The organism is Myxococcota bacterium (assembly GCA_039030075.1).
GTDB lineage: Bacteria > Myxococcota_A > UBA9160 > UBA9160 > SMWR01 > JAHEJV01.
In genome coordinates, this window is the sequence record JBCCEW010000016.1 from 36,304 (window position 1) to 50,638 (window position 14,335).

At 70.0% G+C, this 14,335-nt stretch carries 14 protein-coding genes and 1 tRNA gene; 6 read left to right on the plus strand and 9 right to left on the minus strand.

The features are described 5' to 3' along the window. Window positions 1–131 precede the first annotated feature (131 nt). Window positions 132–2,540, plus strand: coding sequence for an endopeptidase La (lon, locus tag AAF430_16790; protein ID MEM7411889.1), 2,409 nt, complete (start codon window positions 132–134; stop codon window positions 2,538–2,540). Here the strand turns inward: lon and AAF430_16795 are convergent. The 5 genes from AAF430_16795 to AAF430_16815 form a co-directional block, all read right to left on the minus strand. Next, entirely contained in the window at window positions 2,537–3,055 is a 519-nt protein-coding gene (locus tag AAF430_16795) for an N-acetyltransferase family protein (protein MEM7411890.1), read from the minus strand. The two genes, lon and AAF430_16795, sit on opposite strands and share 4 nt — an antisense overlap. 14 nt (window positions 3,056–3,069) lie before the next feature. After that, window positions 3,070–4,302, minus strand: coding sequence for a glycosyl transferase (locus tag AAF430_16800; GenBank protein MEM7411891.1), 1,233 nt, complete (start codon window positions 4,300–4,302; stop codon window positions 3,070–3,072). Between the two features lie 78 nt (window positions 4,303–4,380). Next, window positions 4,381–4,713, minus strand: a complete 333-nt coding sequence (locus tag AAF430_16805) for a PilZ domain-containing protein (GenBank protein ID MEM7411892.1) — start codon at window positions 4,711–4,713, stop codon at window positions 4,381–4,383. Window positions 4,714–4,818: 105 nt separating this feature from the next. Continuing rightward, complete coding sequence (locus AAF430_16810) at window positions 4,819–5,886, minus strand: DNA polymerase IV (protein MEM7411893.1); 1,068 nt, start codon at window positions 5,884–5,886, stop codon at window positions 4,819–4,821. A 7-nt stretch (window positions 5,887–5,893) separates the two neighbouring features. Continuing rightward, window positions 5,894–8,332, minus strand: coding sequence for a penicillin acylase family protein (locus tag AAF430_16815; protein ID MEM7411894.1), 2,439 nt, complete (start codon window positions 8,330–8,332; stop codon window positions 5,894–5,896). A gap of 176 nt (window positions 8,333–8,508) precedes the next feature. On the opposite strand from AAF430_16815, the gene gap reads away from it, so the two are divergent. The 5 genes from gap (at window position 8,509) to AAF430_16840 (ending at window position 12,119) form a co-directional block, all read left to right on the plus strand. Next, window positions 8,509–9,504: a type I glyceraldehyde-3-phosphate dehydrogenase gene (gene gap, locus AAF430_16820; protein MEM7411895.1), complete on the plus strand. Its 996-nt coding sequence runs from the start codon at window positions 8,509–8,511 to the stop codon at window positions 9,502–9,504. 40 nt (window positions 9,505–9,544) lie between these two features. Further along, window positions 9,545–10,726 carry a phosphoglycerate kinase gene (locus AAF430_16825; GenBank protein ID MEM7411896.1) on the plus strand — a complete coding sequence of 394 codons (1,182 nt, stop codon included), beginning with the start codon at window positions 9,545–9,547 and terminating at the stop codon, window positions 10,724–10,726. Window positions 10,727–10,788: 62 nt separating this feature from the next. Then, a complete protein-coding gene (gene tpiA, locus AAF430_16830; GenBank protein ID MEM7411897.1) occupies window positions 10,789–11,541 on the plus strand; it encodes a triose-phosphate isomerase in 753 nt (250 codons plus the stop codon). A gap of 58 nt (window positions 11,542–11,599) precedes the next feature. Beyond that, window positions 11,600–11,971: a preprotein translocase subunit SecG gene (gene secG / locus AAF430_16835; protein ID MEM7411898.1), complete on the plus strand. Its 372-nt coding sequence runs from the start codon at window positions 11,600–11,602 to the stop codon at window positions 11,969–11,971. A gap of 61 nt (window positions 11,972–12,032) precedes the next feature. Beyond that, window positions 12,033–12,119 (plus strand) — tRNA-Leu (locus tag AAF430_16840). Window positions 12,120–12,160: 41 nt separating this feature from the next. Here AAF430_16840 and AAF430_16845 read toward each other — a convergent pair. The 4 genes from AAF430_16845 to AAF430_16860 form a co-directional block, all read right to left on the minus strand. After that, the gene (locus tag AAF430_16845) at window positions 12,161–12,667 is read right to left on the minus strand and encodes a hypothetical protein (protein ID MEM7411899.1); all 507 of its coding nucleotides are present in this window, start codon (window positions 12,665–12,667) and stop codon (window positions 12,161–12,163) included. 82 nt (window positions 12,668–12,749) lie between these two features. Next, window positions 12,750–13,403: a DsbA family protein gene (locus AAF430_16850; GenBank protein ID MEM7411900.1), complete on the minus strand. Its 654-nt coding sequence runs from the start codon at window positions 13,401–13,403 to the stop codon at window positions 12,750–12,752. A gap of 28 nt (window positions 13,404–13,431) precedes the next feature. Continuing rightward, window positions 13,432–13,911: a flavin reductase family protein gene (locus AAF430_16855; GenBank protein ID MEM7411901.1), complete on the minus strand. Its 480-nt coding sequence runs from the start codon at window positions 13,909–13,911 to the stop codon at window positions 13,432–13,434. Further along, window positions 13,908–14,312 carry a hypothetical protein gene (locus AAF430_16860; protein MEM7411902.1) on the minus strand — a complete coding sequence of 135 codons (405 nt, stop codon included), beginning with the start codon at window positions 14,310–14,312 and terminating at the stop codon, window positions 13,908–13,910. Before AAF430_16860 ends, AAF430_16855 begins: the two co-directional genes overlap by 4 nt. Window positions 14,313–14,335: the final 23 nt, after the last annotated feature.

Sequence of the window (14,335 nt, forward strand, 5' to 3'; positions counted from 1 at the left end):
CGGATCCGGACCGACGCCGACCCCCCCAATCGGCCAATTTTCTTTTGTATTCCAGGGGCTTAAAAAAGACCCGGACCCCCTTGACCGCCCCCCGTCCGCGCTTAGCGTTGTTTCCACGGGTAGGAGGAGCCGTGTCCGAAGAGTTTGACGATCAGAGCGAGTTCGAGGCCATCGACGCCCAGGAGATCCTGGCCGCCGGCCACGAGGCCATCGAGGTGCCGTCTCGCCTGCCGCTCCTGCCCGTGCGCGACGTCGTGCTCTACCCGGGCGTCACCGTGCCGCTCGCCATCGGTCGCGCAGCTTCGCTGGCAGCCCTCGAGGAAGCCGGCGACGAGGGCTTCCTGATCGTCGCCACCCAACGCGACCCGGCCACCGAGGAACCGTCCCTCGACGACCTCTACCCGGTCGGTTGCATCGTGCGCATCGTCCGCGTGATCGATGCGAAGCGCGAGGGCAAGCAGGCCATCGTGGTCGGCATCGCCCGCACCCGGATCCTGCCGCCCGATGACGACACGACGCTGCTGCCGATCGATCCCCTCGACGAGACGGAACCCGAGAGTTCGGAGCGCGATGCGATCTGGCATCGGGTGATCGGGCTCGCCCACCGCGTGATCGATCTCCACGACGACTACCCGGACGACTGGAAGGCCTTCGTTCAGAGTCTGCCCACGCCGGGCCTGCTCGCCGACCTGATCGCCTCGACGCTGCCGCTTCCCCCGGAAGAGCGCGTCGCCCTCCTCGAGGAAGCGCGACCGTCCGAGCGCCTGTCGCGCGTGGCCGAGCACCTCGAGCGTGAGGTCACCATCGCCGAGACCCAGCGCGCCCTCTCGAATAGCGACGAGGAGGAGATGGACCCGGCCCATCGCGAGCGCCTACTGCGACGCCGACTGCGCGACATCGAAGACGAGCTCGGCGAAGGCGACATGGGGATTCGCGAGGTCGAGGAACTGCGCGAACGCATCGAGGCCGCCGATCTTCCCGAGCTCGCCCTGAACCAGGCCGAACGCGAGCTCCAGCGACTCTCCGCCCTCCCCCAACACGCTCCGGACCGGCACTTGATCCGCACCTACGTCGAGTGGCTGGCCGACCTTCCCTGGTCGAAGGAAACCGAGGACAAGCTCGACCTGCACGATGCGCGGCGCGTCCTCGACGAGGACCACCACGGTCTCGAGAAGGTGAAGGAGCGCATTCTCGAGTTCCTCGCCGTGCGCAAGCTCGCCCCCGAAGCGAAGAGTCCGATCCTCTGCTTCGTCGGGCCGCCCGGCGTCGGCAAGACCTCGCTCGGTCGGTCCGTGGCACGTGCCCTCGGGCGCGAGTTCGTGCGGGCTTCCCTGGGCGGCATGCGCGACGAGGCCGAGATCCGCGGCCACCGCCGCACCTACGTCGGCGCGATGCCCGGACGCATCTTGCAGGGGCTGCGTCGCGCCGGATCGAAGAACCCGATCTTCCTGCTCGACGAGATCGACAAGCTCGGGGCCGACTTCCGCGGCGACCCGTCGTCGGCCCTGCTCGAAGTGCTCGACCCCGAGCAGAACGACACCTTCTCGGACCACTACCTCGAGATCTCCTTCGACCTGTCGCGCATCCTGTTCATCGCGACGGCGAACACGCTCTCGACGATTCCGCCGGCCCTGCTCGACCGCATGGAAGTGATCGAGTTGCCCGGCTACACCGAGCGCGAGAAACGCGTGATCGCGCGCGAGCACCTCGTTCCGAAGCAGCTCGAGGCCCATGGGCTCGAGACCGGCGAGTTGGCGGTCGGGGACGATGCGCTCGAGCGCCTCGTCCGCGAGTACACCCGTGAGGCCGGCGTCCGCAACCTCGACCGCAGCATCGCCACCCTCGTACGCAAGGTGGCGCGCCGGGTCGCGACGGCGCGCGCTCGCTCCAACGAGCCGGAAGCGATCGAAATCGACGCCGCGTTCGTGGAGGAGGCACTCGGGGCGCCGCCGCACCTCCCCGAGACGGCCGAGCGTACCGACCACCCGGGCGTGGTGGTCGGGCTCGCCTATACCCAGCAGGGGGGCGACATCCTCTTCGTCGAGGCAACGGTTCTCCGGGGCGGCAAGGGCGTACGCCTGCGACTCACCGGTCAGCTCGGCGACGTCATGCGCGAGTCGGCCGAAGCCGCCCTGTCCTGGGTGCGCGCCAATGCTGACGCCCTCGACATCGACCAGGAGCTCCTGGAGGGCTGCGAGATCCACCTCCACGTCCCCGCCGGCGCGATCCCGAAGGACGGTCCCTCGGCCGGCGTCACGATGGCCACGGCCCTCGTCTCGGCGCTCTCGAAGCGCAAGGCCCACGGTGAAGTTGCGATGACCGGCGAGCTCTCCCTGCGCGGGAAGGTGCTGCCCGTTGGCGGCATCAAGGACAAGGTGCTCGCTGCGTCTCGGGCCGGCATCCAGACCGTGCTCTTGCCGAAACGCAACGAGAAGGACCTGGTGGACGTGCCCGAAGAGGTGCGCGACGCCCTGGACCTGCGACTCGTCGAGAACCTCGACGACGTGCTGCGCTCGGCGCTCGAAGCCCCCTCGGCCTAGTCGGCGGGCGCCTCCAGGTCGCACGCGTACCACGCGACGTCCCAGTAGCGTTCGAATTTCCAGCCGATCTCACGGAACACGCCCACCGGCGTGAAGCCCAGCCCGGTGTGGAGGGCGATCGAGGCGGCGTTCGGCAGGGTCACCCCCGCGAAGGACCGGTGCACGGCGGGTTCGGCGCGCAGCGCGTCGAGCAACGCCGTGTAGAGCCGGCGTCCCGCGCCGCGCCCGGTGAAGTCGGGCTCGAGGTAGATCGTCGTCTCGACCGAGCGCGCATAGGCGGGCTTCGGACGATGGCGACCGCTGTGGGCGTAGCCGCGCACCGCGCCGTCCTCTTCCCACACCAGCAACCGATGGGGCCCCGTGTCGGAGAACTGAGCGAACCACTCCCGTCGGGCCTCGACGCCGAACGGCTCGGTGTCGAAGGTGACCGGCGTCTCGCGCACGTAGTGGTTGTAGATCCGCACCAGGTCGGCGAGATCGGATGCCCGTGCCGCGCGAATCGGGCCCAACGTCAACCCGCGCCCGCCGCCTACGATTCGGCGGCGTCGGCCTCGACCGCGTCGCGGAGCTCGTCGAGGAACTCGGGGAGCGCCGAAGCCACGCGATTCCAGTTCGGGATCTGGGGCACGTCCATCGGCTCGCGCACGAAGTCCAGACCGGCGGCGCGCAGCGCACCGGAGAAGGTCTCGACCGCGAGCTCCTCTTCGTGCCGATCGAAGACCAGCCCGTTCAGCATGGCATCGTCGCTGTAGGAGGCGATCGCGTCCTGGGCCATCCGGCGGTAGGCCGCCGTGAGGGTGTTCAAGAAGCCGGAGTCGAACTCGACGCCGTAGCTCGCGAGGTTGCGGATCGTCGACGACGCGATGTCGCGCACCATCCGGTGGAGGCCCCGCGCTGCATCCTCCACCGAGAGTTCCTGGTGGCGGTGGTCGTAGTTCTCGGTGAGATCGACCTGGCAGATCCGCTTCGGAGAGCAGTTCCGGTAGACCTCGACCAGGGTGCCCACCTCGAGGCCCCAGTCGCTCGGGATCCGATTGATCCGGGCGAGGTCCGTCGTCATCGACACCTCGCCGGCCAGCGGATACCGGAACGAGTCGAGGTAGTCGAGCAGCGGATGCTGGCCGAGGACCGCCTTCATCGCGCGCAACAGCGGCGTGACGAACAGACGCGTCACGCGACCGTAGAGGCGATCGGCCACGCGACCGTAGTAGCCCTTCGCGAACTCGTAGTTCAGGTTCGGGTGGGCGGTCGGGTAGCAGAGCCGCGCCAGGAGCTCCCGGTCGTAGGTCCGGATGTCGCAGTCGTGCATCGCGATCACCCGAGCGAGATCGGTGGCGAGCACGTAGCCGAACGCGAGCCAGGTGCTGCGCCCCTTGCCGGGAACCCCGGTCGAGAGGCCCTCGGCTTCGAGGCGGTCGTAGAGCGACATCACTCGGGGACCGCTGTTCCACAGCAGGATCGGCGAGCTCCCGTCGACCGTCTTCACGCCTTCGAAGACCTCGCGCATCTCCTCGTACTCGGCGCGCTGGCCCTCTTCGCCCGAGATGCTCACGACGATCTGGCGCAAATAGGAAACGCCGCGCAGGGTGTCGACGATGCCCTTCAGGCCCGGCCCATGGAGCTCGGAGTGGAGACAGGGCAGCACGAGCGCGATCGGGCGCGTGCGCGAGTGGCGCAGCAGATCTGCCTCGAGGCGCCGGTAGTCCGGCTGACCGAGGCGATGCAGGGTGGTAATCGCCCCACCTTGATGAAAATCGGCCATGGGGGAAGACCCTGGCACGGGCGCCGAGACCGGTCAACTGGCGTTCGGAAACCCGCCAGCGCGGGCGTCGGGCGGGGCCTAGGCCTCGATGTCGGCGACGGCCTCTTCGAGGAGCGCCTGGGCGGCCGGATCGACCTCCACGAACTCCAGGCCGACGTCGGTGGTGATCGGGTCCACCTCGGTGGACCAGGCCACGCGACCCACCGCGACGATCGTGTGATCGCCGAGGTTGAACGTCACGCGCAGGATCTCGCCCAGGTCGATCTCGCATCCGACGGCCTCGAAGCGGATCCCTCCCGTCGAGAGGTCCCGGCTCACACCGAGAAGATCGCGCGCCTCGACGGGCGCGAAGGAGATCACCTGATCCGTCTCGATCCGGCGGTACTTGCGACGTTCTTGGTTCCCACCCATTGGAAGCCCCACTTGCGGCAGGCCTGCCGCCTCCCCCTGATTCGGCGGAATCGGGGGCGGGCTTGAGCGGGGTGCGAGCTTTTCAAGCGGGTGGGAACAGGGCTTTCACGAGGGTGGGAACAGGGCCAGCTGCCGCTCGGCGTCGCCGGCGGGTGCCAGCCGGGAGAGCTGGATGCCCAGCCCTCGGACCGCGCGCGCCCCGGCCTGGGTGCGATCGAGCAGGCGTGCGGCGGCCTCGCGCAGGTCCGCGGCCGCGAAGACCGGCGCCGGTAGGGTCGCGCTGCGGGTCGTAGTCTGCTGATCCACGAAGCGGACCTTCACGGCGATCCGTCCGGCCGCGAGCCCCATCCGGACCAGCTCCTCCTCGAGCTGCTGGGCCAGCCCGGCCAGCTGCTCGGCGAAGCTCCGCAGATCGCTGCTCTCCCCCTGGAGGCGCGACTCGCGACTCAGGCTCTTCGGATGCTGGGCTCCGCGCACGGGCTCGGCGTCGCTGCCGGTGGCGCAGGCGTGGATCCGCAGGCCATGCGGGCCGAACACCTCTTGCAGCCGGTCGCGACCCAGCGCCGCCACATCGCGGATCGTGTGCGCACCCAGGGCGGCCAGGCTCGCGGCCGTCTTCCGCCCGACCCCGTCGAGCCGATCGGCGGGAAGGGGTGCCAGGAACGCCGCCTCGCCGCCGGGCTCCACTTCGCGGATTCCGCCGTCGCCGTTCACTTGGTCGGCGGCCAGCCGCGCCAGGAACTTGCTCGCCGCGATCCCCACCCGGAGCGGGAGCTGTAGCTCCGCCGTCACCCGCTCCTGCCAGATCCGCGCGAGCTCCCCGGCGGTTTCCCCCCGACCGCCGAGATCCGCGTAGGCGCCACCGAGGCCGAAGGGCTCGATCTTCGGCTCGGTCGCGCGCAACACCGTGAAGAGTCGGCGCGAGACCTCGCGGTAGCGCGGCATGTCGGTGCGCACGGCCTTCGCCTGCGGGCAGGTGCGCAGCGCCTCGAGCATGGTCATCTCGAGAGTGACCCCGGAGGCCTGTGCATCGGCGCTCGCGGCCTGCACACGACCACGCTTGCGCGGATCCCCCCCGACGACCACCGGCCGATCGGCCAGGTTCGGATCGTCGGCGCGGGCGACCGCGGCGTAGAAACCCGGGACCTCCGCGAAGACCACGCAGCGTGACATGGAGAGGTCAGCGTACCGGGTCGAGCTGTAGCTGGGCCACGCTGCGATCGTCGACCTCGAGGCGCCGCGTCGCCAGCAGCCGCAGCCGCCCCGCCTGCCAATCCTCGATCGCGTCCGCGTAGTGCGCGTGGCCCGGGTGCTCGGACTGGCCGGGCGCCAGGAGCGTCAGCGCGAGATCCAGCGCCCCCGCGTCGACGGCGAAGCGGGCGACCGGCGCGATCGAGACCTCGAAGGGTCGGGCCGCCGAGAAGCTGGCGATCCGAATCGCATGGGGCGCGCCCGGCGCCGCGAAGGGCCCGAGGGACGCCACGCGCCGCTGCATCGATCGGAACTGCAGGGTGTGAATGCGTCCCCAACTCCAGCGGCGCGGATCCGGTCCGAGCCGGAAGGACAGCGCCAGCCAGGTCTCTCGCAGGCTCGACTCGATCGCCTGCACCACGGCGTCGCGCGCAGACCAGCCGTCGGGCCCATCGCCCTGGGCCGCGTCGAGCAGGACCCCGAAGACCAGCGACTCGAGATCGATCCCTGGCACCTGGAGATAGCGTTCGTAGAGATCGGGTCCGAGGCCTTCGGCAAAGAGCGACTCGGCCAGGGTGTCCAGGAATACGTGGTACACCGCGCTGCCCGTGCTGTCGGCTTCGGCGCGACCATCCCAGGCCGAGAGCAGGCGGACGAGCTCGCTGGCCTCTTCTCCCCGCGCGCGACCGCGCACCAGATCGAGCGCGATCTCGACCACATCGCGACTGCGCTCGAGCGTCACGTCGTCCTGCAGGGCGATCAGGTCCTTCAGCGCCGCCCCGTCCTTCACCGCCTGGGAGAGCAGCTTCGTGAGGCGTCCCGCTCGGGTGCCGGTGCGCCACATCGCGTCGATCGGTCCCCCCGCCGCGGCGCTCTCGAACCGCTGGTCCGCCGCCACCAGGAAGCCCTGCCCATCGAGGAGCGACGCCGAGGGCAGCGCCTCGGCGGCGATACGACTGTCCCACGCGTAGAGCCGGGCGCGTCCCGGCAGGGGCAACAGCTGCGGTGCCAGGCTGCGCTCGGGAATCCAGCCCGCCATCTGTAGACCCGCTTCCCCACTCGACTCGGCCCAGACCAGGGCGATCGGCGGCTCGTGGTGCTGGGTCAGGGCTTCGCGCACGCCCTCCCCCGACACGCTTCGGGCGACGCCGAGCAGCGAGGCGATGCCACTGGCGCCATCGACTCGGGCGCCGCTCCAGTGCACCGCGACTGCCGGGGCACCGGGATCCTCGGACGGGAGCAGCGGGCCCCGGCGCGTCGTGCGCACCTCGAGGGTCGCCGGCTCCGCACCACGCACCTCGACGACTTCGGTGCGGCGTTCGATCTCTCGCCAACGACGCCCATCGTGATACTCGGCGCCTTCCTTTCGGAGCGTCTCAACGTAGAGGTCGGTGACCACGGCGCCCGCGTTGACGGCAGCCCAGGCGAGGTGTCCGTTGCGCCCCCACCAGAAGACCGGCACGCCCGGGAGGCCGGCGCCAGCGATGTCGAGCCCCGGTCCGCGCAGCTGCGCGAGGTAGAGCCGCGCGGGTGCCGTCGGCTCGAAGTGGCTGTCGGCCACCAGCATGGGCTTGCCGCTCTCGGTATGCCGCCCGGCCAGTACGAAGGCCGTGCTCCCGACGCCCATCCCTTGGGCGCCCAGGGCGCGGCGAAGCGATTGCACGCCGCTCACCACCCAGGGAGCGATCTCGCTGCCATCGGCGGTCGTGCGTCCCGCCGGACCGTGTCCCAGCTCGCGGGGAGGAAAGAAACGGCCGGCCGCGGGCGCGCCGAGGCGCTCGACCAGATCACGGAGCACCAGGCTCGCGTCGATCGATGCGGACAGGGACCAGGCGAACTGCTTGTAGAGCGCCAGCGAGTCCTGGGGGCGCCAGGGTTCGAGGGTCTCACCGGCAAGCTGGGGAGGCGGCGCACTGCGCCCGGTGCGGACCCGCTCGAGCCGGGCGTTCACGCCGGCCGCGTACGCCGAGAGGACCCGTCGCGACGCCCGCGGCAGGTTGCCCCACTGGGCCTCGGCCAGGCCGCGGAAGTCCATCAGGCGGGCGAGCCGGTCGGCGTCCAGCGCGGCCGGACCTTCGTGACCGGCCCGGGTGCCATAGGCGAGCCGCCGGAGTGCGATGAGCTGGCCCAGGCGATCCTGGGCGTGGACGAACCCCAGTGCGAAGAAGGCGTCCGCCTCGGTCTCCGCCTCGATATGGGGCACGCCGTGCCGGTCCCGGTCGATGCGGACGCCCTGCTCCAGCCCGGGCAGCGCGAGCCTGCCGCTCACCTGCGGGTGCGCGGCGCGCTCGGCATCGCGCGCCTGCAGCGTCGAGAGTCCCCAGATCGCCAGGGCGCCGAGCCCCACGGCAACGCTCAGCGTTCCCCAGGCGCGTCCCGCGCCGGCTCCGCGTTTCCGGTCGTCCCCCACGTGAGAGGTTTCGGCCAATCGGAGCCTCGAGGCAAGGCGTCTCGGGACGGTCGCGGACTCCCGGGGCGCCCCCGGAAACCGCGAAAACCGCGCGTTTTCGGGCGTCTGCTCGGTTTCGGATGAGGACGTGTGGGCTAGATTCCCGCCTCCTCAACCCCCCGTCCCCTCGAGCGGTGCACAAGGAGAGAAGCGACATGGCCACGCGGGTAGGTATCAACGGATTCGGACGCATCGGACGCCTGGTGTTCCGCGCAGCGCGAGGTCGCGACCTCGACATCGTCGGCATCAACGACCTGACCGACGCGAAGACCCTCGCCCACCTCCTGAAGTACGACTCGATCCACGGCCAGTACCCCGGCGAAGTGGCTGCCGAAGACGGCGCGATCGTGGTCGACGGCAAGCGCATTCCCGTGAGCGCCGAGCGTGACCCGGCGAAGCTCCCCTGGAAGGAGCTGGGCGCCAGTCTGGTGATCGAATCGACCGGTATCTTCGCCGACCGCGAAGGGGCTTCGAAGCACCTCACCGCCGGCGCCGAGCGGGTGATCATCTCGGCCCCGGCGAAAGACCCCGACGTGACGATCGTGCTCGGCGTGAACGGCGACGACTACGATGCGTCGAAGCACAAGATCATCTCGAACGCGTCCTGCACCACGAATTGCCTCGGACCGGTCGCCAAGGTCCTGCACGACGAGTACGGCATCGAGAGCGGCTGGATGACCACCATCCACGCCTACACGAACGACCAGGTCACGCTGGACTTCCCCCACAAGGACCTCCGGCGCGCGCGTGCGGCCGCGATGTCGATGATCCCCACCAGCACGGGCGCCGCTCGCGCGATCGGACTCGTAATGCCCGATCTCCAGGGGAAGCTCGACGGCTACGCGATGCGCGTTCCCACCAGTGACGTCTCGGTCGTCGACCTCTCGGTGAAGCTGAAGAAGTCGACCGACGCCGAGGCCATCAACGCCGCGATGAAGGCGGCGGCCGACGGTCCGATGAAGGGCGTCCTGCAGTACTGCGACGAGCCGCTCGTGTCGATCGACTTCCTGGGGAACCCCCACTCGTCGATCCTCGACGCGCAGAGCACGAAGGTGATGGACGGCAACTTCGCGAAGATCCTCTCGTGGTACGACAACGAGTGGGGCTATTCGAACCGGGTCGTCGACCTGGCGACGAAGATCGCGAGCTGAGGGCCGAGGGTTCGCACCGCGGATCCGGCTCCCGACCCCCATGACAGTTCTCGGTCTCGACCAGCTGATGGCGCGGGGCGTGCGCGGCAAGCGCGTGTTCGTGCGCTCCGACCTCAACGTCCCGCTCAAGGACGGCGTGATCACCGACGACACCCGCGTGCGGGCGTCGTTGCCGACGCTGCATCGCCTCCTCGACGGCGGTGCACGCGTGGTGGTGAGCTCGCACCTGGGTCGCCCGAAGGGCCAGGCGAAGCCCGAGTTCTCTCTCCGACCGGTCGCCCCGCGCATGGCCGAGCTGCTCGGGCGCGGCGTGTCGTTTTGCGAGGACACGATCGGCGCCTCCGCGCGTGAGGCGGTGGACGGCCTGGGCGACGGCCAGCTGTTGCTGCTCGAGAACCTGCGCTTCCACCCGGGGGAAGAGAAGAACGACGCCGACTTCGCCAAAGCGTTGGCCGAACTCGCCGATGTCTACGTGAACGACGCGTTCGGGACAGCACATCGTGCGCACGCCTCGACGGCGGGAGTCACCGCCTACGTCGAGTCCGTGGCCGCCGGCGCGCTCCTCGAGAGCGAGCTCGAGCACCTGCGCGTCGTCCGGGAGCCCGAGCGACCGCTGATGGTCGTCCTCGGCGGCGCCAAGGTGTCGGACAAGCTCGCCGTCCTCGAAGCCCTCGCCCCGCACGCCGACATCCTCGCGATCGGTGGCGCCATGTCGTACACGTTCATGGCGGCGCGGGGCGAAGCCGTCGGGGCTTCGCTGATGGAGCCGGATCGCATCGAGGACGCGCGCGCCATCCTGCGCTCGGCCGAGGAGACCGGTCGCGAGCTTCTGCTCCCCACCGATCACGTCATCGCCCAGGACGTCGCGCCGGGTGCCGCCACCCAGACCGTGACCTCCATCCCCGAAGGATGGATGGGCGTGGACATCGGCCCCGAGACCGCCGCGCGCTATGCCGAGGCGATCGGGAAGGCACGCACCTTCTTCTGGAACGGTCCGATGGGCGTCTTCGAAATCCCCGAGTTCGCGAACGGCACCGCCCAGGTGGCCCGCGCCGCGGCAGCGACCGACGCCACCTCGGTGATCGGTGGCGGTGACTCCCTGGCTGCGATCAACCAACTGAAGCTGGGCGACCAGATCACCCACCTTTCGACCGGCGGCGGCGCCTCGCTCGAGTACGTCCAGGGGCTGCTGCTTCCCGGCGTGGCTGCGCTCGACCGCTAGCACGCCCGCCACCGCCCCGCGTCCGCGGGGCCTGCAACGACCCATCGTCAGGAAGGACTCCCGTGCGCCGACCCATCCTCGCCGCCAACTGGAAGATGCAGAAGAACCGGGACGAGGCCGCCAGCTTCGCTGCGGACTTCGTGCCCCGAGTGAAGGACGCCGACGTGGATGTCGTCGTCGCCCCACCCTTCACCGCACTCGACCGCCTCGGGCAGGCGCTGGCGGGCTCGAACGTCGCGTTGGCCGCGCAGAACGTGAACCCGGAGCCGAAGGGCGCGTTCACCGGCGAGATCGCACCCAGCATGCTCGTCGACCTCGGCTGTCGCTACACCATCGTGGGCCACAGCGAGCGCCGCACGCTCTACGGCGAGACCGACGCGTTCGTCGCCGAGAAGGCAGCCGCGCTCTTCGCGGCCGGCATCCTCCCGATCGTGTGCTGCGGTGAGTCGCTGGAGGAGCGCGAAGCCGGTCGGACCACCGACGTCGTGGGCTCCCAGCTCGAGGGCAGCCTCGCGCAGGTGCCGGACGATCGCGCGGCCGAGCTCGTCGTTGCCTACGAGCCGATCTGGGCGATCGGCACCGGGAAGACCGCGACCCCGGAGATGGCCCAGGAGGTCCACGCCTCGATCCGCGCCCAGCTCAAGACCCGCTTCGGGGACGCGGGAGACGCGATCCGGATCCAGTACGGCGGCTCGGTCAAGCCCGAGAACGTCGATGAGCTGATGGCCCAGCCCGACATCGACGGCGCGCTGGTGGGCGGCGCCAGCCTCGACCCGGAAGCCTTCGCCCGCATCGTCCACTTCGAAGCGCGCTAACCTCCCTCTCCCGCTGGAGCCTCCGGCCTCGCCCCGCCCCCCCGCACAGGATTCCACCATGGACGTCGTCATTACGGTTCTCCACATCATCGTCTGCATCTTCCTCGTCGCGGTGGTCCTGCTGCAGCGCGGCAAAGGAGCGCAGGTGGGCGCCGTCTTCGGTGGCGGCGGCGGAGCCACGATGTTCGGCGGCCGCGGGGCCGGCAACTTCCTGACGAAGCTCACCGCCGCGGCGGCGACCATCTTCATGATCACCAGCCTCTCTCTCTCCTACCTCGGCATCAGCGGCTCGGACGAGCGGCTCTTCGAGGATGGGATCGAGGAGGAGGCGGCAGCCGCGGAGAGCGAGGCGTCGTTCTTCGAGGAAGTCGAAACCCCGACCGAGGCGCCCGAAACGGCTCCGGCACCGGTCGAGGGCAGCGACGGCTGATCCTCTGTCCCTCGATTGTGGGGGACCCGGCGTTCGGTATGCTCGGCGCCCGGCGAGTCACGCGGCAGTGGCGGAATTGGTAGACGCACCAGCTTGAGGGGCTGGCGGGGGCAACCCCGTGGAGGTTCGAATCCTCTCTGCCGCACCACTCGACCGGCTTCGCGCCCTTCCCGGCGCGCCCAGCCGGAGCTAGCCGATCTCGATCGGCAGAGCGCGACCGCTCGCGTCCCAGGCAGCGCAGTCTTCACGCGGCCCGTCCAGGAAGCGCTGGCGCACCTCCCCGGCGAGTACGAGCAGCAGGACGGCTGCGCCGAGGGACCACACCCCGGCCGCCACGAGAGACCAACCGGCCAGCCAGCCACCGCTGCGTCGCAGACGGGCGGCCGGGTCGACGAGATGTCGCGGCCACCGCACCCACCGCCGTTCGCTGTGGACGCGAGGTCGAGTCGTGGCGGGCAGGAACGACTGACGCGCGGTCGCGGCCCGGGTTTCGCGGAGGAGCGCGTCGCCGCCACAGCGTCCGCACAGCTTCATGCGGAGCAGGTGGCGCCAGGCGCAATAAAGCGCTCCCGGAAAGCCGCCAACCAGCCAACCCAGCACCTCGACGTCGTCGTGTCCGTCCAGGCGGGTGTCGGCGACCGCGGTCGCCCCGCAGTCCGCACACACCATTCGAGGGGAAGGCCAGGTCCGCTTCATGCCCGACGCATCGGCGCACGAACCGGCAACCTTTACCAAGAAGCTCGACGATTCCGTCTACGTGAAAACGCCGAGCTGGCGACTAGGCGTTTCGTGACGCCCGCCGGCCGCGCTCCTTCGCCACCCAGCGGCGGTAGGCCTCGTAGGGCAGCGCGCCCGTCACGGCGACGTCGTAGTCAGCCAGCCGCACGGCGGGGACACCCGTCGCACCGCAACCGATCGCCTCCTGATGCTCCGCGTGCACGGCCGCGACGATGTCATCATCGGCGTGGCGATCGAAGGCGTCGCCAGCGAGTTGCAGCTCGTCCCAGAGCGCGCGGAGCGTCCGAGCGTCGGAGATGTCCTGGTTCTGTTCGAAGTAGGCCACGAGCAGGCGCTGGTGCATGCGCCGAAACGCCTCTTCGCCGACCAGACGCGCCGCCTTCGCCACCTGATGGGCGGGCACGCTGTGGGACGGCGGAGGCGCATCGCTGGCCCAGATCCGGAAGGAACCGCTGTCCTCCTCGGATGCGGGGCGCTGCCAAGATCGCGTATACGCGCGGAACTTCTCGGGGTCGCGACCACCACGAGGCTCCGGGCGCAACAGGTAGCTCCGCCACTCGATCTCGACGTCGGGCTCCTCGACCTCGAGACGATGCAATCGCACCGAAGCGTTGAAGCACCACGGACACAGGTAGTCGGAGTATGCGATCAATCGAATCGGCGGACTCTGCGTAGCCGGGTCGGGAGCGCTCACGCCGGCATCCTACCCCACGCAGATCCGGCTAGTCGGCCAGACTTCCGTAGCGACCGCGGTGATAGAGGAGTGGCTCCCGGTCGGAGTAGCGGACGGCGGCGACCTCGCCGACACACACCACGTGATCTCCGTGCTCGTGGAGCGCGGCGACCCGGCAATCCAGGTTCGCGACGGCGCCCTGGAGGAGCGGCGCCCCGGTCTCCGCGGTGTCGGTAGTCAGCCCCTCGAACCGGGTCCACTCGTCCTTCTTCGAGGCGAACTTGTTCGAGAGGGCTTCCTGGTCTCGCGCCAGGATGTTGACGGCGAACACGCCACCATCACGAATCACCGGCAACGTGTTCGCCTCGCGATCCGCGCAGACGAGCACCAGCGGCGGCGATAGCGACACCTCGGTGAACGCGGAGACGGTCATGCCGTGCACGCGCTCTTCGTGGCGTGCCGTCACGATGGTGACCCCGGTGGCCCAGCGACCGAGGACCTGCTTGAACTCCTCCGCCTCGACGCTCATCGTGCTCCCTGCCTCCCGGCTCCGCGCTGCCAGGCGGGCTGGGTCTGGATGACCTCGATCCTCCGAACGCGACCCACGACGTCGGCGGCTTCGGAGGGGCGCCAGTATACGTGGACGCGCGCGCCCTGCCCGATCTGCGGGAGGAGCGCGCGCTGCCCGTGCATCGATACGACCGCGCGCGTCAGCACCGCCCCGGACACGTCGAGCCGGAAGGCCGCGTGCTCGCCCTTGCGGAGGCGGGAGGCCGCCTCGCCGTCGCCCGGCCGGTGCACCTCGAGCAGGCACGTCTTCGTCTGCGGGTCGTAGCCGAGCCAGCGCCCTTCGGATTTCACACTGAGCGCCCACGAGGGGAACGCCCCCAGGAACAGACACGCCAGGAGCGCCCAGAGCCGTACCCACATCGCCACCTCCTCCGCGGCGACGA

Bases quoted from the DNA above. Each gene is read 5' to 3' on its own strand.
- secG (MEM7411898.1), top strand. From the start codon at position 11,600: ATGGACGTCGTCATTACGGTTCTCCACATCATCGTCTGCATCTTCCTC.
- AAF430_16810 (MEM7411893.1), bottom strand. From the start codon at position 5,886: ATGTCACGCTGCGTGGTCTTCGCGGAGGTCCCGGGTTTCTACGCCGCG.
- AAF430_16855 (MEM7411901.1), bottom strand. From the start codon at position 13,911: ATGAGCGTCGAGGCGGAGGAGTTCAAGCAGGTCCTCGGTCGCTGGGCC.
- AAF430_16860 (MEM7411902.1), bottom strand. From the start codon at position 14,312: ATGTGGGTACGGCTCTGGGCGCTCCTGGCGTGTCTGTTCCTGGGGGCG.
- AAF430_16800 (MEM7411891.1), bottom strand. From the start codon at position 4,302: ATGGCCGATTTTCATCAAGGTGGGGCGATTACCACCCTGCATCGCCTC.
- gap (MEM7411895.1), top strand. From the start codon at position 8,509: ATGGCCACGCGGGTAGGTATCAACGGATTCGGACGCATCGGACGCCTG.
- AAF430_16805 (MEM7411892.1), bottom strand. From the start codon at position 4,713: ATGGGTGGGAACCAAGAACGTCGCAAGTACCGCCGGATCGAGACGGAT.
- AAF430_16845 (MEM7411899.1), bottom strand. From the start codon at position 12,667: ATGAAGCGGACCTGGCCTTCCCCTCGAATGGTGTGTGCGGACTGCGGG.
- AAF430_16825 (MEM7411896.1), top strand. From the start codon at position 9,545: ATGACAGTTCTCGGTCTCGACCAGCTGATGGCGCGGGGCGTGCGCGGC.